The organism is Bradyrhizobium sp., assembly GCF_035273305.1.
Classification (GTDB): Bacteria; Pseudomonadota; Alphaproteobacteria; order Rhizobiales; family Xanthobacteraceae; genus Bradyrhizobium.
Genome location: NZ_DATEPI010000221.1, coordinates 1 through 18132 on the forward strand (window position 1 = coordinate 1; position 18132 = coordinate 18132).

Here is an 18132-nt window from a genome sequence, read left to right on the forward strand (position 1 = left end):
ACCGTTATGGCTGACCCGCGTCTGACGCCCGCTCGGCCAGATCTCGCCGCGAAATATCTCGAAGGCAAGATCAAGGCGGCACGCTTCGCCGAAGGCGAGGAGTTCGAAATTTCGCGGCCTCTCGCGCCCCTGCGAGACGCTCCGTTCGTCGATGCCACGTTGCTGACGCAGGCGCTGAAAGGCGAACGCGTAACGATCTACGAGCGCAGTCGCGAGGGTTGTGCATGGGGTCAGCTCAACAGCGACGGTTATGTCGGCTGGCTTCCTGACGATGCGCTCGCAAAACCAGGAGACAAGCCGAGCCACAAGATCACAGCTTTGCGAACTTTTGGGTTTCCAGGCCGCTCAATCAAGCTGCCGCCCGCCGAAACGCTGGTCATGGGAGCGCTAATAAAGGTGATACGCGACGACGGCCCATTCGCGTTGACCTCCGAGGGCTGGTATGTGCCTCGGCAGCACACCAGTCCCATCGACGCACACGTCAAGGATTTCGTCGCGGTCGCTGAAGGTTTTGTCGGCACGCCCTATCTGTGGGGTGGCAAAAGTAGCCTCGGCATCGACTGTTCCGGCCTGGTCCAGGTTTCGCTGAACGCTGCCGGCATTCATTGCCCGCGCGACAGTGACATGCAGCAGGGCAGCCTTGGCGCATCGTTGGGACCGCCGGAGTCCGCCAATCTGCAACGCGGAGATTTGATATTCTGGAAAGGCCATGTCGCGATCGCGCGCGACGGCGAGACCATCGTTCACGCCAACGCCCATCATATGGCGACCGTAATCGAAAACACTCGTGAGGCTGTCGCTCGCATCAAGGCCGATGGCTACGAGATCACCGCCGTCAAGCGGCTGAGCTGAGTTGGTTCAAGTCGCCACTGCCCCTCCGGGCGCGGTTTCGAGGCGGAACGCGGCTGCAAAAAGCGCGCGCGTGTAATCGGTCCTGGGGTTCTTGAACAGCTCCGACGCCGGACCTTCCTCCACCACCTTGCCATGCCGCATCACGATAAGATGGCTTGCCAACGACGCGACGACTCGCAGGTCATGCGAGATGAACATGTAGGTCAAATCGCGCTTGCGCTGCAATTCACGCAACAGATCGACCATCTGTGCCTGGAACAGCATGTCGAGCGCGCTGGTCGGCTCGTCCAGCACCACGAAATTCGGTTCCAGCACCGCCGCGCGCGCGATGCTGATGCGCTGGCGCTGGCCGCCGGAGAATTCATGCGGATAGCGAAACCGTGTCGCGGGGTCCATGCCGACGTCATTCAACGCCTTGATCACGCGGGCTTCGCGTTCCTCCCGAGAAAGCGCGCGCTGATGCACGCTAAGTCCTTCGGCGACAATATCGCCTACAGACATTCGCGGGCTCAGCGCGCCGAATGGGTCCTGAAACACGATCTGCATGTCGCGGCGAAACGGCCGCATCGCCTTGAAACGCAAACCCTGGATGTCTTTACCGAGAAAGACGATCGGCCCGTCGGAAGAAATCAGCCGCAGCAATGCCAGTCCGAGCGTCGTCTTGCCCGAGCCGGATTCGCCGACCACGCCGAGCGTTTCGCCTTTGCGCACCGCGAGGCTGACGCCGTCCACCGCCTTGATATATCCGACGGTGGACCGCAGCAAACCGCGTTTGACCGGAAACCAGACCTTGAGATCATCGGCCGAGATCACGACCGGAGATTCGGGCCGGGGGGGCGCCGGATCGGGCTTCGGCTCGGCTGCGAGCAAGGCGCGGGTGTAGGGATGTTTCGGCGCGGTGAAGACCTGCTCGACCAGCCCCTGCTCGACGATCTTGCCGCCATTCATGACGCAGACGACATCGGCGATTCGCCGCACGATGCCGAGATCGTGCGTGATGAACAACAGGCTCATGCCGAGCCGGGCCCGAATTTCCGCCAGCAAAGTCAGAATTTGAGCCTGAACGGTAACGTCGAGCGCGGTGGTCGGCTCATCCGCGATCAGCAGGTCGGGCTCGTTCGCAAGCGCCATCGCTATCATCACGCGTTGGCGCTGGCCACCCGACAATTGATGCGGATAGCTGGCAAGCCGCGTCTCTGGATCCGGAATTCCGACCTGCGTGAGCAGCTCCAGTGTCCGCCTCCGGACCTTGGCGCCGCTGATACCGCTGTGGAGTTGCAGGATTTCGCCGATTTGAGACTCGATCGTGTGCAGCGGATTTAGCGAGGTCATCGGCTCCTGAAAGATGATCGATATATCGTTGCCGCGAATGCCACGAATTTCTCGTTCCGAAAGCCCCAGCAACTCCCTTCCCTTGAAACGAATGCTCCCCGAAGGATGCGACGCGGTCGGATATGGCAAGAGCTTCAGGATCGAGAGCGCACTGACCGATTTTCCAGAACCGGATTCGCCAACCAGTGCGACGCACTCACCGGGCTTGATAGCATAGGAAATATGATCGACCGCTAGCGAACTGCCGCTTGGCTGATGAAATGCTACTGACAAATCACGGATGTCGAGTAGCGGCTGATTGATCGCGTCCATGGTCTACCTGAACGTCTTGCGTGGATCGAACGCATCGCGCACGGCTTCGCCAATGAAAATCAGCAGCGACAACATGATCGCTACGGCAAAGAACCCGGTGAAGCCGAGCCAAGGCGCCTGAACGTTGGCCTTGCCCTGCGATAGTAGTTCGCCCAGCGACGGCGAACCCGGCGGCAAGCCGAAGCCGAGAAAATCGAGCGCCGTCAAGGTCATTACCGACGAGGAGACGATGAACGGTAGGAACGTCATGGTCGCCACCATCGCGTTCGGCAACAGGTGTCGCAACATGATAACGGGATTGGAGACGCCGAGCGCGCGAGCGGCCATGATGTATTCGAAATTACGACCGCGCAGAAACTCCGCACGAACCAGGCCGACCAGCGACACCCATGAGAACAACAAAAGGATCCCGAGCAGCACGAAAAAGCCGGGCACCAGCACGGAGGACAGGATCAGTAACAGATATAGCGATGGTATGGCTGTCCACACTTCGATGAAGCGCTGAAAACCCAGATCGATCCAGCCACCGAAATAGCCCTGTATCCCACCGGCGGCGACGCCAATGATTGACGAAATGATAGTCAGGCTAAGCCCGAACAGCACCGAAATGCGAAAGCCGTAGATCAGCCGCGCGACGACGTCGCGGCCTTGATCGTCGGTGCCGAGCCAATTGTATTCGAGGTCGCGGCAGCTCTTCAGGCCTTTTTTCTGCACCACATCCTTGCACTCAGCTTCGGTCAGCATCCAGGTCGGTTTCGAGGGCGCGGGCGTCGGCAAATCGAGATTGTGCGTGTCGTAGGAATAGCGGATCAGCGGCCACACAATAGTGCCACCCTTGTCCTTGATCAGCTTCTGCAGATAAGGGTCGCGATAATCGGCGGCAGTCTCGAAATCGCCGCCGAAGGTGGTCTCGGAATAGGTGACGAATGCCGGCCAATACAGATGGCCGTCGAACTTGATGAGGAAGGGACGATCGTTTGCGATAAACTCAGCGAATAACGAAACAAAGAACAGAATCATGAAAATCCAGAACGACCAGTAGCCCCTGCGGTTGGATTTGAAATTCTGCCAGCGGCGGCGATTGATCGGCGAGGGAGTGAACGGGTGATGGGTCGCCGGCACAGCATCGCCGAGCGGCGCCTGGGTCGTGGTTTCGATTGGCGGCGGCGCGAGGATCGTCATCAGACCTCCCGCGCTTCGAAATCGATCCGCGGATCGATCCACATGTAGGCGAGGTCCGAAACCAGATTAACAACGAGGCCGACCAGCGAAAATATAAAGAGCGTTCCGAATACGACGGGATAGTCGCGATTGAGCACGCTCTCGAACCCGAGCAGGCCTAGGCCGTCCAGTGAGAAGATGGTTTCGATCAGCAGCGAGCCCGAGAAGAACGCGTGAATGAAGGCGCCGGGAAAGCCGGCAATGACGATCAGCATGGCGTTTCGAAAAATGTGATTGTAGAGCACTTGCCGCTCGCTGCAGCCCTTGGCGCGGGCGGTCATCACATATTGCTTGCGTATTTCATCCAGGAACGAATTCTTGGTGAGCAGCGTCATGGTCGCGAAGGCGCCCAATGCCATCGAAATCAGCGGCAGCGTGATGTGCCAGAAATAGTCCAGGATCTTCCAGTACCAGGGAAATTGCGACCATCCGTCCGAGGTCAGCCCGCGCAGCGGAAAAATATTGAAGAAAGAACCGCCGGCGAACAGGATGATCAAGAGGATCGCGAACAGGAATCCCGGGATCGCAAAGCCAACGATGATCGCGGCTGACGTCCAGGTATCGAATTTGGAGCCATCCATCACAGCCTTGCGGATGCCCAGCGGGATCGAGATCAAGTAGGTCAGCAGCGTCATCCATATCCCGAGCGACATCGAGACCGGCAGCTTCTCCTTGATCAGTTGCAGCACGCTGACATCGCGGAAGTAACTTTTGCCGAAATCAAACCGGGCAAAATTCCACACCATCAGCGCAAAGCGCTCCGGCGCCGGCTTGTCGAAGCCGAATTGCTTTTCCAGGCTCTTGATGAAATCAGGATCAAGGCCTTGGGCGCCGCGGTATTTCGAGTTGACCGCATCCGCGGAGGCACCGACCTGGGCGCGCGCACCGAAGTCGCCGCCAGCTGCGCCTGAAATCCGAGACGTGCCGCCAGTGTCGGCTCCTGACAGCTGCGCGATCACGCGCTCCACCGGGCCTCCCGGCGCGAACTGCACCACGACAAAGGATACGAACAGGATTCCCAACAACGTCGGGAGCATCAAAAAAATTCGGCGGGCGATGTAGGCAGTCATGAATTATTTCGCCTGCTCCGCCCTGGCTGCTTTGTCGGGATCGGTCCACCAATTCTCCGGAGCGCCGACACCTTGCGCGTAACGCGGTGGCTTCGCCGGATGGGCAAATACATCCCAATAGGCGATCGGATGGCTGGTTCGATACCATTGCGGTACCCAATAGCGCCCCGCACGAAACACTCGATCAAAGGCGCGACACGCGATCGTCAGCTCGGTCCGGCTATTGGCCCCGATGATCTTTTCGAGCAGCGCATCGATTGCGGGGTTGGCGATGCCCGCAAGATTGTAGGACCCTTTGGTCGCGGCAGCCTGGGAGGAGAAGAACGGCCGCATGGTATCGCCGGGCGTCGCGGACATGCTGAAGCGTTCGATCGTCATGTCAAAATCGAAGTCTTCCACGCGAGCGCGGTATTGCACGGGATCAACAATCCGCAAGGTAGCATCAATCCCGACGGTGCCGAGGTTTTTGATATAGGGCGCATGGTGCGGTTGAAGCGAGGGTTCGTCGGCGAGAAATTCGATCCTGAAAGGTTCGCCATTGGGCAGTACCCGCTTGCCGTCCTTGATGACAAGCCCGGCCTCCTGCAAAAGTTGCGAGGCCTTGCGCAGCAGCGTTCGATCCTGTCCCGATCCGTCGGATACCGGCGGCACGAACGGCGCCGCAAACACCTCGTCCGGCACCTGGCCGCGGAATGGTTCGAGCAGCTTGAGTTCTTCCGGCGACGGCGGCCCCTCCGCCATCATGTCCGAGTTCTGGAATGGTGAGTGCGTGCGCGCATAGGCGCCATACATGATCGTCTTGTTAGTCCATTCGAAATCAAAGGCCTGGATCAGCGCTTCACGGACGCGCGGATCCCTGAACTTGTCGCGACGAGTGTTGATGAACCAGCCCTGCGCGCCCGAGGGGGTTTCGTCCGGCAGGGTTTCACGCTTGACACGGCCGTCCTTGACGGCCGGGAAATCATAGCGCGTCGCCCATATCCGAGCGGTGAATTCTTCGCGAAACAGGTAGCTCTTGGCAGTGAAGCCCTCGAACGCGACATCGCGGTCACGGTAAAATTCATATCGCACGACATCAAAATTGTAGCTGCCGCGACTGACCGGAAGCTCAGCGCCCCACCAATCCTTTACCCGCTCAAATTCGATGTAGCGGTTGACTTCAAACTTCCCCACCTTGTACGGGCCCGATCCCAGCGGGATATCGAGCGTGGATTCATCGAATGGCCGTGTCGCGTAATAAGACTTGGAGAAGATCGGCAGGCCCGCCACATAGAGCGGTACGTCGCGCGCGCGCTTTTCAGCGAAGGTAACGACAAGCGTCGCCTCATCCGGCGCTTCTGCCTTCACCATATCCCGCAACTGCGTCAGGATCAGCGGATGACCCTTGGTCTTCAACGTCGTCAACGAGAACGCGGCGTCATGCCCGGTCAGCTTTGAGCCATCATGAAATCTGGCTTCCGGACGGAGCGCAAATCGATAGGTCAGCTTATCGGCGGAGATCTGCACAGATTTTGCGACCAGCCCATACATCGCATCCGGCTCGTCATTGGCGCGCGCCATCAGCGGCGCAAACGTCATGTCCATGCCCTGCGCGCCGTCGCCCTTGAGGATATAGGCATTCAGCGAGTTGAAGGTCTGGTACGACTGATTATAGGCGCGAACCGAGGGGATCAGCGAAAACGTCCCGCCCTTCGGCGCTGACACGTTAACGTAATCGAAGTGTTGAAAGTCGGGGGGATATTTCAGATCGCCGAACACCGATAGGCCGTGAACATTCGCGCCAGCATCGACAGCCCTCGCCGGGTGCAGCAGCGGTGCGCTCAGCGCGCCAATGCCGAGACCGAGCACATGCCGGCGGGAGAACAGCGCCATACGTGCATCCTTCAAGAGCGCTTGCCGATCCTGGCGGCCTTCTCGGCATCGTACCACCATAATGACGGCAGTCCGGAACGGCCGTATTTCGGCAGCGGCTCGGCGTGGCTGAAGCGGTCCCAACGAGCGTAACGCGAAAACGGATAGGTGAACTGCGGCACGACGTAGAAATTCCACAGCAGCACGCGGTCGAGCGCCCTGGTTGCGGCCACTAGCCCGGCGCGGTCCTTGGCAAAAATCACCTTATCGATCAGCGCGTCCACCGCCGGATTCTTGATGCCGACCGTGTTTTTCGAACCGGGTTGATCGGCCGCCTGCGATCCCCAGAACTCGCGTTGCTCATTGCCCGGCGACAGCGACTCCGGCCAGACATCGATGATGACGTCGAAATCAAAGCTGCGTATTCGGTTTTGATACTGCGCATCGTCGACGACGCGGATCGACGTCGTTACGCCGATGCGTTCAAGCGACGGTTTATAGAATAGTCCAATGCGCTCAGCCGATGGATCCTGCACCAGGATTTCAACCACAACCGGCTTGCCGGCGGGATCCACCAGTTTGCGGTCGCGGATCTCGCAACCGGCTTCTTTCAAGAGTTTGATGCTCTCGCGCAGATTGGCTCGCACCGCTTCGGGATTGCCGCCGACCGGATTGGTATAGGGTGTGGTGAAGACTTCGGAGGGCACCTTGTCGCGCACGGTCTGCAGGATTTGAAGCTCCTCGCCCTGCGGTAAACCCGATGAGGCAAGCTCGGTGCCCTCGAAGTAGCTGTTGATACGTTTGTACTGCCCGTAAAAGAGCTGCTTGTTCATTTCCTCGAAGTCGTAGGCGTAGTTGAAGGCACGACGCAGCCGCGCATCCCTGAACTGCTCACGGCGCAGATTGAGCACGAAACCCTGCATTCGCCCGGAATCGTTGATCGGGAATTCTTCCTTGATCACGCGCTTTTCCGCGACCGCGGGAAAGTCGTAGGCGGTCGCCCATTGCTTGGCCGAATTCTCCGCAATCCAGTCCGCCTGGTCGGCCTTGAAGGCTTCCAGCGCGACCAGGTTGTCGCGAAAAAACTCAAAACGCATTTCATCGAAATTGTTTTGGCCGACCTGGGTGGGAAGGCTGGCACCCCAATAATCCTTTACTCGCTCCAGCCTGACCGAACGACCAGCCACGAATTCGCCGATGCGATAGGGTCCGGACCCCATCGGCGGCTCCAGCGTGGTTGCGGAGATGTCGCGCTTGCGACCTTGGCTATCGCTGCCTTCCCAATAGTGCTTGGGCAAAACAATCAGTTCACCGACAATGGTCGGCAGTTCGCGGTTTCCCGGAGAGTCGAAGGTGAACTTGATTTCGTGATCGCCGGTTTTTTCACTTTTCACGACGTGCCGATAATACGAGCGGTACATCGGGCTATATTTTTTCAGGACCTCGATCGAGAAGATCACGTCCTCAGGGGTCACCGGCTTGCCATCCTGCCATCGCGCGTCCTTGCGCAGGCGATAGATCACCCATGAGAAATCATCCGGATGCGCGGCGCTCTCTGCGAGCAGCCCGTACTCGGTGCCGACCTCGTCCTGCGACCGCGCCATCAGCGTTTCGTAAATCATCGCGGCCGCCGGCGCGATCGAGCCTTTGACCCCCGCGACCGCGATGTTGAAATTGTCGAACGTCCCGATCGATATCATGCGGACGCTGCCGCCCTTTGGCGCATCGGGATTGACATAGTCGAACCGTTTGAAGCCGGCGGGATATTTGACCTCACCAAAGAGCGAAAGCGCGTGCCGCCAAACGGGTTCTTCCGTTGCTTTCTGCGCCTGCACCGGCAGAATGGTCGCAGCCCCGAGAGACGGAGCGGCTGCGGCAAAGGCGGCGCCCTGCAAAAGATGTCTTCGGGTAATCTTCAATCAAAAGTTCCTGTGTAGGGGAAAGATGTCGGTTAGAGGCGCAATATAAGGCAACGTTTCGACGGATTAACTTGCTTTTTCCTCATGATACTAGGTTGTGAATGCCCGGGCTGCGGCGAAACGTCCCGAAGTAGCCGTCGGGAACAGCAAAACGGCCGGGCAATCGCCAGCCGCTTTGGGATAGGACGGTTTGCCAGGTGGCCTTACTTCGCGGCCGCTAGTTTGAAGTGGCTACTTTGACGCCGCTACTTTGAAGCTGTTGGCAGCGGTTCCGGCTTATCCGATAGGGTGCGTAGATAGGCGATTACGTCGGCGCGCTCGCTATCTTTCTGGATGCCAGCAAAACCCATCGCGGTGCCAGGGATAAAGCCTTTCGGATTGGCGATGAACTTGTTGAGATCGTCATAAGTCCAGGTGCCGCCTTTGGCCTTCATGGCTGCCGAGAAATTGAACCCGCCGCGATCCTCGCCTCTCTTGTCACCAACGATCCCGTAAAGGTTCGGACCGACACGATTGGGGCCGCCCTTTTCGAAGGTGTGGCAGGCCTGGCATTTCTTTGCCGCCGCCGCGCCCTTTTCGACTGAGGCGGTTTGCAACAGCTTTTCGATCGGCTCGGATGGCGCGGGCGCTGCTTCCTTGGCGCCGCCGCTTTCGCTTTCCTTTGCGATGATTTCGTAACCCGGCTTTTCCGGCAGCTTGGGCGCAAACAGCGCCGAGGCGGTGAAGTTCGTAATCAGCAGCACAAGGCAGGTGCCGAGAACCGCACCAAGAATCTTGTTGAGTTCGAAGGAGTCCATTTGGGATCAAGGCTCCAGGCCGGAATTGTCGAGTACAGGCCGGCGAGAAGCGGCCGCGAACGCATCAGGAATCACGCTTTCGCGCCGCACCCCGAGCGACGATCAGATATCGGTTTGCCCGTGCTCTGGCAACCCGTATAAACGCTCGGGCTTTCGACCCATCCCCATCGCTTCCGGCCTGTTATCAAACGGGTCCAGACCTCACTCTGATGACCCAAGACCGCACTTTGGTGCTGATTCCCGCCCGCATGGCGGCAACCCGGTTGCCGGGCAAGCCATTGCTGGATATTGCCGGGTTGCCGATGATCGTGCACGTGCTGCGTCGGGCCGAAGCTGCCCGGATCGGCCGCGTAGCCGTTGCCACCGACACACCAGAGATAGCCGCTGTCGTGAGCTCTCATGGCGGCGAAGCGGTAATGACCCGCGCCGAGCACGCCTCGGGTTCGGACCGGATCCATGAGGCGCTTTGCAAGCTCGACCCCAAAGGCGACGTCGAGATGGTGGTCAACCTGCAGGGCGACCTGCCTACCATTCCGCCGCAGGATGTGCGCGCCGCGCTCAAGCTGCTCGACGACTCAAGCGTCGATATTGCAACCTTGGCCGCAGAAATCCGCGACGATGAAGAACACACGACGCCAAGCGTGGTGAAGCTGGTCGGCTCACCCGTAGGCGACAAAAGGTTGCGCGCATTATATTTCACCCGTGCCACCGCGCCCCATGGTGACGGCCCGCGCTACCATCACATCGGTGTCTACGCCTATCGGCGTCAGGCCCTGGAGCGCTTTGTGAAGCTGTCGCCGTCGGCACTGGAAAGCCGCGAGAAGCTGGAACAGCTAAGGGCGCTGGAAGCCGGGATGCGGATCGACGCCGCCATCGTGGATTCGGTGCCGCTCGGGGTCGATACGCCGGCCGACCTGGAAACCGCCCGGCGCATACTGGCAAAAGGCTGAGTGGCTGTTAAAAGGCGCCATGATCAAAGCATCGACCACACCCAAAAAGATCGCATTCCAGGGCGAGCCGGGGGCGAATTCGCACATCGCTCTGCTCGAGGCCTATCCGAATGCCGAGCCGCTGCCCTGCCCCACCTTTGAAGACGCGCTCGGCACGATCGCTTCGGGTGATGCTGACCTCGGCATGATCCCGATCGAAAACTCCGTCGCCGGCCGTGTGGCCGACATCCATCATCTGTTGCCGCAATCCGGCCTGTTCATCGTCGGCGAATGGTTTCTGCCGATCCGTCACCAGTTGATGGCCCTGCGCGGTGCAGCCCTTGCCGACATCAAGACGGTGGAGAGTCACGTCCACGCACTCGGCCAGTGCCGCAATACAATCCGCAAGCTCGGCATCCGACCGATCGTATCGGGCGATACCGCCGGCGCGGCCCGGCTGATTGCGCAGCGCGGTGACAAACAGTGCGCGGCCATTGCATCGCGGCTGGCGGCGGAAATCTATGGCCTCGATATCCTCGCGGAAGACGTCGAGGACGAGACCCACAACACTACCCGATTTGTCATGCTGGCTCGGGAGGAAAAATGGGCCGCGCAGGATTCGGGCCCGCTGGTAACCTCGTTCGTTTTCCGGGTGCGCAACCTGCCGGCGGCGCTCTACAAGGCGATGGGCGGCTTCGCGACCAACGGCGTCAATATGACCAAGCTGGAAAGCTACATGGTGGACGGCAATTTCTTCGCCACGCAATTCTACGCCGATGTCGATGGTCATCCCGAGGACAGGAATCTCGCGTTTGCGCTGGAGGAACTGAAATTCTTCTCCCGCGAATTCAGGATCGTTGGTGTCTATCCCGGTCACCCGTTCCGCGCGACCTTCCGCGAGAAAGCGGAATGAGTTTTTGTGAGCTTCACGCATTGCCGAACTGCTCGACCGCGGCGGACCACAGCCGCCAAGACTCGGGAGTGTTCTCGACGGCCGTCTGCACTATCACAAGCTTGGAGGCAGGATCAACGCAGATGCGCTGGCCCAAGCCGCCGACCAGCGCGAACTGGCGTCGCGCGCCGGGCAGCAGCCAGAACAGATAGCCGTAACCGAACGGCTGCGGAGCCATCGCTCTGCCCGGCAGCAGATAGGCATCGGAGTCCCGTAGTGTGGTGGCATCGATCATCCATCGCGCCGGGATGACCTGCTCGCCTTCCCAACCGCCGTCATGAGCAAGCAGACGTCCAAGCCGCGCGTAGTCGCGCAGCACCGCGTTGAAGCCGAAGTGCCCCACTTCCAGGCCTTGCGCATCGATCAGCCATTTGGCGTCGGCTTCCGCGCCGATCCGGCTCCAGATTTTCTGATGCACATAATCCGACAGCGGTTTGTTGATCGCGTAGCGAAGCACGAGCGCGAGCACGTCCGGTTCGATGCTGGCGTAAGAAAATTTCGTTCCAGGCGGCGCAATTCGGCGGTTGAATTGCGTAATGCTGCCGATGGTCCCTTTTCCGGATGACTCGCCGCTGGCGATCATGTCAATCCACAGCCGGTTCAGGTCGCGCTCGCCGTTGCTTTCTTCGCCGAATTCAACGCCCGATGACATGTGAAGGAGATCGCGGATCGGCGTTTTGCCGTATTCGGTGCCCTTGAAGCCGGGCACATAGGTTTCGGCGGCGTCATCGACCGATTTTATTGCGCCCTCTGCGATCGCGATACCGATCAATATTCCCGTGATCGACTTGACCATTGATTGCGAAATCAGCAAGTCGCGATCGGTGCGGCCATATTGATAATGCTCGAAGAAGATCTGATCGTCCTTGGCGATCAGCAGTCCCGTGACCGGGTTTCGCGACAGGTAGTCAGTCGCGCGCTTTTCAAACGCATGCGGCATCTGCACCCGCTTGAAAGACCAGGGCGAGGCGGCTGGCTTGATCTGCCGTGTCGGAAAAAGCTCATCGAAATGGCTGAAGGCGCCGACGCGATATTTTTGCGAGAGAGGATTGCCGGGAACGAATGGCAGCGCCGGATCCTTGATCGGATAGTTCTCAGCAGCTCCATAAATCTCGGCCTTGGGACCGGATGCCAAGAACACCGGGGCGCTGCTAACTTCACTTGTGTCTTCGGCCGCGTTGGCCCGCAGGCAGGCTGTCCCACCAGCAAAGCTCGCGGCCAGGCCCGCCAGTGCTGTCCGGCGGGAGATCACGGCCAGATTTCCTCAACGCCGATCAAGCTGCCGCCTTGTTTCCCAACCCGAACGCGTCGGCCAGCAGACTGTAGGATTTCTTTCGCGCGTCGTGATCGTACGCTGCCGTGATGATCATCAACTCGTCGGGCTTGCTTGCCGCGATCATTGGCTGCAGCTTCGATATTACGGTGGCCGGACTGCCAACGAACAGCCGAGAGCGGTTGCGCGCAATCGAAGCACGTTCGCTGTCCGTATAGGGATAGGCCAGCGCCTCCTCGACACTGGGCAGCGGCAGGTACTGTCCGCGATCGCGGCGCAGACGGTTGAGATCCATCGAAGACGCGAGCCGCTCAGCCTCCGCATCGGTTTCGGCGGCGACCACTGCAACCGCGAGAATCCCGTGCGGGGTCGAGCGCCAGCCCGACGGCTTGAAATGCGCGCGGTAGTTGGTCATCGCCTCGATCGCATCGTAACTCGCAAAATGATGTGCGAACGCAAATCCCATTCCGACCTGCGCCGCCAGTTCCGAACTGTAGTCGCTGGAGCCGAGCAGCCAGATCGGCGGCAGTGGCGTATCGTCAGGCATCGCCACCACATTGTTGTAGGGATGGCCTGGCGGGAAATCGCGGGTTTCCCACAACGTCAGTTCGTGCAGCCGCTCGAGAAAATCGTCCCCCTCCCGCCGGTCGAGCCGGCTGCGAAGCGCATGCGCGGTAGCGCCGTCGGTGCCCGGCGCGCGTCCCAGGCCCAGATCGATGCGCCCCGGAAACAGCGCCTCCAGCATCTTGAACCGTTCGGCAACCACAAGCGGCGCGTGGTTCGGCAGCATGACTCCGCCGGACCCGACCCGGATGCGGCTGGTCACCGCGGCGATCTGCCCGATCATGAGATCGGGCGCCGGACTCGCCACCGAAGGCAGATTGTGGTGCTCAGCGAGCCAATAGCGGACATACCCGAGCGCGTCGGCATGGCGCGCCAGGTCGATGCTATTGCGCAGCGCCGCGGCCGGCCTGGTGCCGGTCGTGACCACGGAAAGATCGAGGATCGAGAGTGGAATCATGGCGCTAAACTAATGTCCAACAATGGGTCCACAAAGAGTTGTGTGGGCTTCAATCGTATGCAGGCCGCGCACCAGCCGCGAGGTATTGCAGTCCCTGAGTGGGCCATGTATTAGATACGACGTTAAGCCCTCACATTTCCCACTCCATCTGACCAATCAAATCCAAGGTTATGAGCATAAAACACCCCTCTTTTGGGTTATTTCTGACCAATGCTTTCAAGGCTAGGTATTCCATGAATCATCAATCCTTCAGATAATGGGCAATTTCCCATGATCGGTGGGCTGTTACGGCGGCCCCATTTCCCTTATTTTTAGGCCTTGTTGGCTAGACCTGCGCGCCAGCATAGCCGCGTCCGAGTTTGCAGTGGAGTTTGTGAGGCGATGACTGAGGCTACGTCCCCCGCGCCTGATGGTGGCCACCGCGTGTTGAAACATCCATCGATTTCCTTCGAGTTCTTCCCGCCGAAGACCGAGGAGATGGAGCGCAATCTGTGGGACACCATCAAGCGGCTGGCGCCACTCGCGCCCAGCTTCGTCTCGGTGACCTATGGGGCCGGAGGTTCGACCCGTGAGCGCACCCATTCCACCATTGCCCGAATCCTGGGCGAGACCGACCTGATCCCGGCCGCGCATCTGACGTGTGTTGGGGCGGCCTGCGGCGAGATCGACGAAATTGTCGGCCGCTACCATGAGATAGGCGTTCGCCACATCGTGGCGCTGCGCGGCGATCCGGTTGGGGGCATTGGCACCTCGTACGCAGCCCATCCCGACGGCTATCGCAATTCCGCTGATCTCGTTGCGGGCATCAAGCGACGGCACGCGGATGTGGAAGTTTCCGTTTCGGCCTACCCCGAGAAACATCCGGAGAGCCGTGATTTCGATGCCGATATCGATGTGCTGCAGGCCAAGGTTGATGCCGGTGCGACCCGCGCCATTACCCAGGTGTTCTTCGATAACGATCTCTATTTCCGCTACCTCGACCGCGTCCGCGCGCGCGGCATCAGTATTCCGATCGTGCCCGGCATCATGCCGATGCACAATTTCAAGCAGGCCCGCAACTTCGTGACCCGCGCCGGCACCACCGTGCCCAACTGGCTCGCGGAAAAATTCGAGGGGCTCGACGACGATGCCGACACCCGCAAGCTGGTCGCTGCCGCTGTAGCCGCCGGCCAAGTGCAGAAACTCGCTAAGCACGGCGTCGATACCTTTCACTTCTATACCATGAACCGCGCGGACCTCGTGTTCGCCATCTGCCATTTGCTCGGCATCCGCCCCAGAGGCGCGCAGAAAGCCGCATGATCCGATGAGCGTACCTGTTTCCGCCAAGCGAACTGCGCTGCTCGCGGCCGCCCGCGAGCGCATTCTGGTGCTCGATGGCGCCATGGGCACCATGATCCAAGCGCTGCAATATGACGAGGCGGCGTTTCGTGGCGAGCGCTTCAAGGATTTTCACCGCGACCTTAGGGGCAACAACGATCTGTTGATTCTGACGCAGCCCAAGGCAATCGAGGAAATTCACGTCGAATATTTGCGCGCCGGCGCCGACATCGTCGCCACCAATACTTTTTCCTCGACCTCGATTGCGCAGGCCGATTATGACCTCTCGGGTTTTGCCTATGAATTGAATCTCGAGGGCGCCCGACTGGCGCGCGCGGCCGCCGAGCGGGTGACACAAGGAGATGGCAAGCCGCGCTTTGTCGCCGGCGCGATCGGCCCGACCAACCGCACCGCCTCGATATCGCCCGACGTTTCGAATCCCGGTTTCCGCGCCGTCACTTTCGATGATCTGCGCGCGGCTTATGGAGAGCAGATCAAGGGATTGCTCGATGGGGGCGCCGACCTGCTGCTGGTCGAGACCATTTTCGATACGCTCAACGCCAAGGCGGCGCTGTACGCGATAGCCGAGATCACGGAACAACGCGGCATCGACGTGCCCGTGATGATCTCGGGCACCATCACCGACAAATCCGGCCGGCTGCTGTCGGGACAGTTGCCGGAAGCGTTCTGGTATTCGGTGCGCCATGCCAGACCTGTGACTATCGGCTTCAACTGCGCGCTCGGCGCCGAAGATCTCCGCGCCCATATCGCCGATATCGGCCGCGTCGCCAACACGCTGGTCTGCGCCTATCCCAATGCCGGCCTGCCCAACGAATTCGGCCAATACGACGAGAGCCCGGAATATATGGCTCGCCTGATCGGCGAATTCGCTCAGGCCGGTCTCGTCAACATCGTCGGAGGCTGCTGCGGCACCACGCCCGATCATATCGCGGCGATCGCGGCGGCGGTCGCGCCGCACGAGCCCCGAATTATTCCGGTGATCGAACCGCGCCTGCGTCTTTCCGGTCTGGAGCCATTTGAACTGACGCCGGCGATACCTTTCGTCAACATCGGCGAGCGCACCAACGTCACGGGGTCGGCGAAATTCCGCAAGCTGATCACCGCGGGCGATTACAGCGCCGCACTGCAGGTGGCTCGCGACCAGGTCGAGAATGGTGCTCAGATTATCGACGTCAACATGGACGAAGGGCTGCTCGATTCCGAAAAGGCGATGGTGACGTTTCTCAATCTGGTTGCCGCCGAGCCGGACATTGCCCGCGTTCCCGTGATGATCGATTCCTCGAAATTCGCCGTCATTGAAGCCGGGCTTAAATGCGTCCAGGGCAAGCCGGTGGTGAATTCGATCTCCATGAAGGAGGGGGTGGAGAAATTCATCCACGAGGCCAAGATCGCCCGCCGTCACGGCGCGGCCGTGGTGGTGATGGCATTCGACGAAGCCGGCCAAGCCGATACGTTCGTCCGCAAGACCGAGATCTGCAAGCGTGCCTACGACATCCTGGTCGACCAACTCGACTTCCCACCCGAAGACATCATCTTTGATCCCAATATTTTCGCGATCGCCACCGGTCTCGAGGAGCACAACAATTACGGCGTCGATTTCATCGAGGCGACGCGGTGGATCCGCCAGAACCTGCCGGGGGCGCATGTCTCGGGGGGCGTCTCGAACCTGTCGTTCTCGTTCCGCGGCAATGAACCGGTGCGCGAGGCGATGCACTCCGTATTCCTGTATCACGCCATTCATGCCGGCATGGACATGGGCATTGTTAATGCCGGCCAGATGATCGTCTATGACGACATCGATCCGGAGCTGCGCCAGACCTGCGAGGACGTCATCCTCAATCGCGACCCCGGCGCGTCCGAGCGGTTGCTTGCGTTGGCCGAGAAATTCCGTGGCAAGGAAAAGCAGTCGAAAGAACAGGACCTCGCCTGGCGCGAATGGCCGGTCGACAAGCGGTTGAGCCACGCGCTGGTGCACGGCATCACCGAATATATCGATGTCGATACCGAGGATGCGCGCAAGCTGGCAGTACGGCCGCTCGACGTGATCGAAGGCCCGCTCATGGCTGGCATGAACATCGTCGGCGACCTGTTCGGCGACGGCAAGATGTTCCTGCCGCAGGTGGTGAAATCGGCGCGGGTGATGAAGCAGGCGGTCGCCTATCTGATGCCGTTTATGGAGGAGGAAAAGGCGCGCAACCTCGCCAACGGCATCGCTGGTGATGGCCGCAACTCCGCCGGGAAGATCGTGCTCGCCACGGTGAAAGGCGACGTCCACGACATCGGCAAGAACATCGTCGGTATCGTGCTGCAGTGTAATAACTACGAAGTGATCGACCTCGGCGTCATGGTGCCGGCGGTAAAAATCATCGAGACCGCCAAGACGGAGGGCGCCGACATCATCGGCCTGTCCGGCCTGATCACGCCCTCGCTTGACGAAATGAGTTTTATGGCGGGCGAGTTGGAGCGCCAAGGCTTGACCGTGCCGCTGTTGATCGGCGGGGCCACCACGAGCCGGGTCCATACCGCCGTGAAGATCGATCCCAACTATCGCAACGGACCCGTCGTGCATGTCAATGACGCGAGCCGCGCGGTCGGCGTTGCGTCTTCGCTGCTGTCGCCTGAGCGGCGCGACGCCTATGCCGCCGAGATTCGCGCCGATTACGCGAAAATCTCCGCGGCGCATTTCCGCGCCCAGGCCGACAAGAAGCGGTTGAAGTTGGCCGATGCCCGCGCCAATGCGGTGGCGCTCGATTTCACTGCGACGCCACCCAAAAAGCCGGCATTTCTCGGGGTTAAATCGTTTCGCAACTATGATCTTTCCGAACTCGCCGATTACATCGACTGGACGCCGTTCTTCCAGACCTGGGAGCTGACCGGGCGTTTCCCGGCCATTCTCGACGACCCGAAAGTCGGCGAAGTCGCGCGCTCGCTGTATGACGACGCTCGCAAGATGCTGGACGTGATCGTGAGGGAGAACTGGTTCAAGGCGCAGGCCGTCATCGGCTTCTGGCCTGTCAATGCCGATGGCGACGACATCGCAGTCTATTCCGATGACAGCCGCACGACCAAGATCGCGACCTTGCACACCTTGCGTCAGCAATTGGAGAAACGCGAAGGCCGCTTCAACGTAGCGTTGTCGGATTTCACCGCGCCGGTCTCGTCCGGAGTGCCGGATTACATCGGCGCGTTCGTGGTCACCGCTGGTATCGGCGAAGATGCCGTAGCCGATCGTTTCAAGAACGCCAATGACGATTACTCTTCGATC

General features: G+C 60.0%; 13 protein-coding genes. 5 read left to right on the plus strand and 8 right to left on the minus strand.

Annotation, left to right across the window (positions count from 1 at the left end):
* The first annotated feature begins 6 nt into the window (after positions 1-6).
* Complete coding sequence (locus VJV58_RS15030; RefSeq protein ID WP_324138170.1) at positions 7-852, plus strand: C40 family peptidase; 846 nt, start codon at positions 7-9, stop codon at positions 850-852.
* 6 nt (positions 853-858) lie between these two features.
* Here VJV58_RS15030 and VJV58_RS15035 read toward each other — a convergent pair whose 3' ends face one another.
* The 6 genes from VJV58_RS15035 to VJV58_RS15060 form a co-directional block, all read right to left on the minus strand.
* Entirely contained in the window at positions 859-2496 is a 1638-nt protein-coding gene (locus VJV58_RS15035) for an ABC transporter ATP-binding protein (RefSeq protein ID WP_324138158.1), read from the minus strand.
* A gap of 3 nt (positions 2497-2499) precedes the next feature.
* The gene (locus VJV58_RS15040; protein ID WP_324138159.1) at positions 2500-3678 is read right to left on the minus strand and encodes an ABC transporter permease; all 1179 of its coding nucleotides are present in this window, start codon (positions 3676-3678) and stop codon (positions 2500-2502) included.
* The gene (locus VJV58_RS15045; RefSeq protein ID WP_324138160.1) at positions 3678-4787 is read right to left on the minus strand and encodes a microcin C ABC transporter permease YejB; all 1110 of its coding nucleotides are present in this window, start codon (positions 4785-4787) and stop codon (positions 3678-3680) included. Before VJV58_RS15045 ends, VJV58_RS15040 begins: the two co-directional genes overlap by 1 nt.
* A 3-nt stretch (positions 4788-4790) precedes the next feature.
* A complete protein-coding gene (locus tag VJV58_RS15050; RefSeq protein ID WP_324138161.1) occupies positions 4791-6659 on the minus strand; it encodes an extracellular solute-binding protein in 1869 nt (622 codons plus the stop codon).
* 11 nt (positions 6660-6670) lie between these two features.
* Positions 6671-8557, minus strand: a complete 1887-nt coding sequence (locus VJV58_RS15055) for an extracellular solute-binding protein (protein ID WP_324138162.1) — start codon at positions 8555-8557, stop codon at positions 6671-6673.
* A 245-nt stretch (positions 8558-8802) separates the two neighbouring features.
* Positions 8803-9354, minus strand: a complete 552-nt coding sequence (locus tag VJV58_RS15060; protein ID WP_324138163.1) for a cytochrome c family protein — start codon at positions 9352-9354, stop codon at positions 8803-8805.
* A gap of 209 nt (positions 9355-9563) precedes the next feature.
* On the opposite strand from VJV58_RS15060, the gene VJV58_RS15065 reads away from it, so the two are divergent.
* Both VJV58_RS15065 and VJV58_RS15070 read left to right on the plus strand, forming a co-directional pair.
* Positions 9564-10304, plus strand: a complete 741-nt coding sequence (locus VJV58_RS15065; RefSeq protein WP_324138164.1) for a 3-deoxy-manno-octulosonate cytidylyltransferase — start codon at positions 9564-9566, stop codon at positions 10302-10304.
* Positions 10305-10323: 19 nt separating this feature from the next.
* Positions 10324-11196, plus strand: a complete 873-nt coding sequence (locus VJV58_RS15070; RefSeq protein WP_324138165.1) for a prephenate dehydratase — start codon at positions 10324-10326, stop codon at positions 11194-11196.
* A 13-nt stretch (positions 11197-11209) separates the two neighbouring features.
* Here the strand turns inward: VJV58_RS15070 and VJV58_RS15075 are convergent, their stop codons facing one another.
* Positions 11210-12487 carry a serine hydrolase gene (locus VJV58_RS15075; protein ID WP_324138166.1) on the minus strand — a complete coding sequence of 426 codons (1278 nt, stop codon included), beginning with the start codon at positions 12485-12487 and terminating at the stop codon, positions 11210-11212.
* Positions 12488-12509: 22 nt separating this feature from the next.
* Entirely contained in the window at positions 12510-13529 is a 1020-nt protein-coding gene (locus VJV58_RS15080) for an LLM class flavin-dependent oxidoreductase (RefSeq protein ID WP_324138167.1), read from the minus strand.
* A gap of 381 nt (positions 13530-13910) precedes the next feature.
* On the opposite strand from VJV58_RS15080, the gene metF reads away from it, so the two are divergent.
* Together metF and metH are read left to right on the plus strand one after the other, a co-directional pair.
* Positions 13911-14828, plus strand: coding sequence for a methylenetetrahydrofolate reductase [NAD(P)H] (gene metF / locus VJV58_RS15085; protein WP_324138168.1), 918 nt, complete (start codon positions 13911-13913; stop codon positions 14826-14828).
* Positions 14829-14832: 4 nt separating this feature from the next.
* The coding region (metH, locus tag VJV58_RS15090) for a methionine synthase (RefSeq protein WP_324138169.1) at positions 14833-18132 on the plus strand (3300 nt) is incomplete at its 3' end.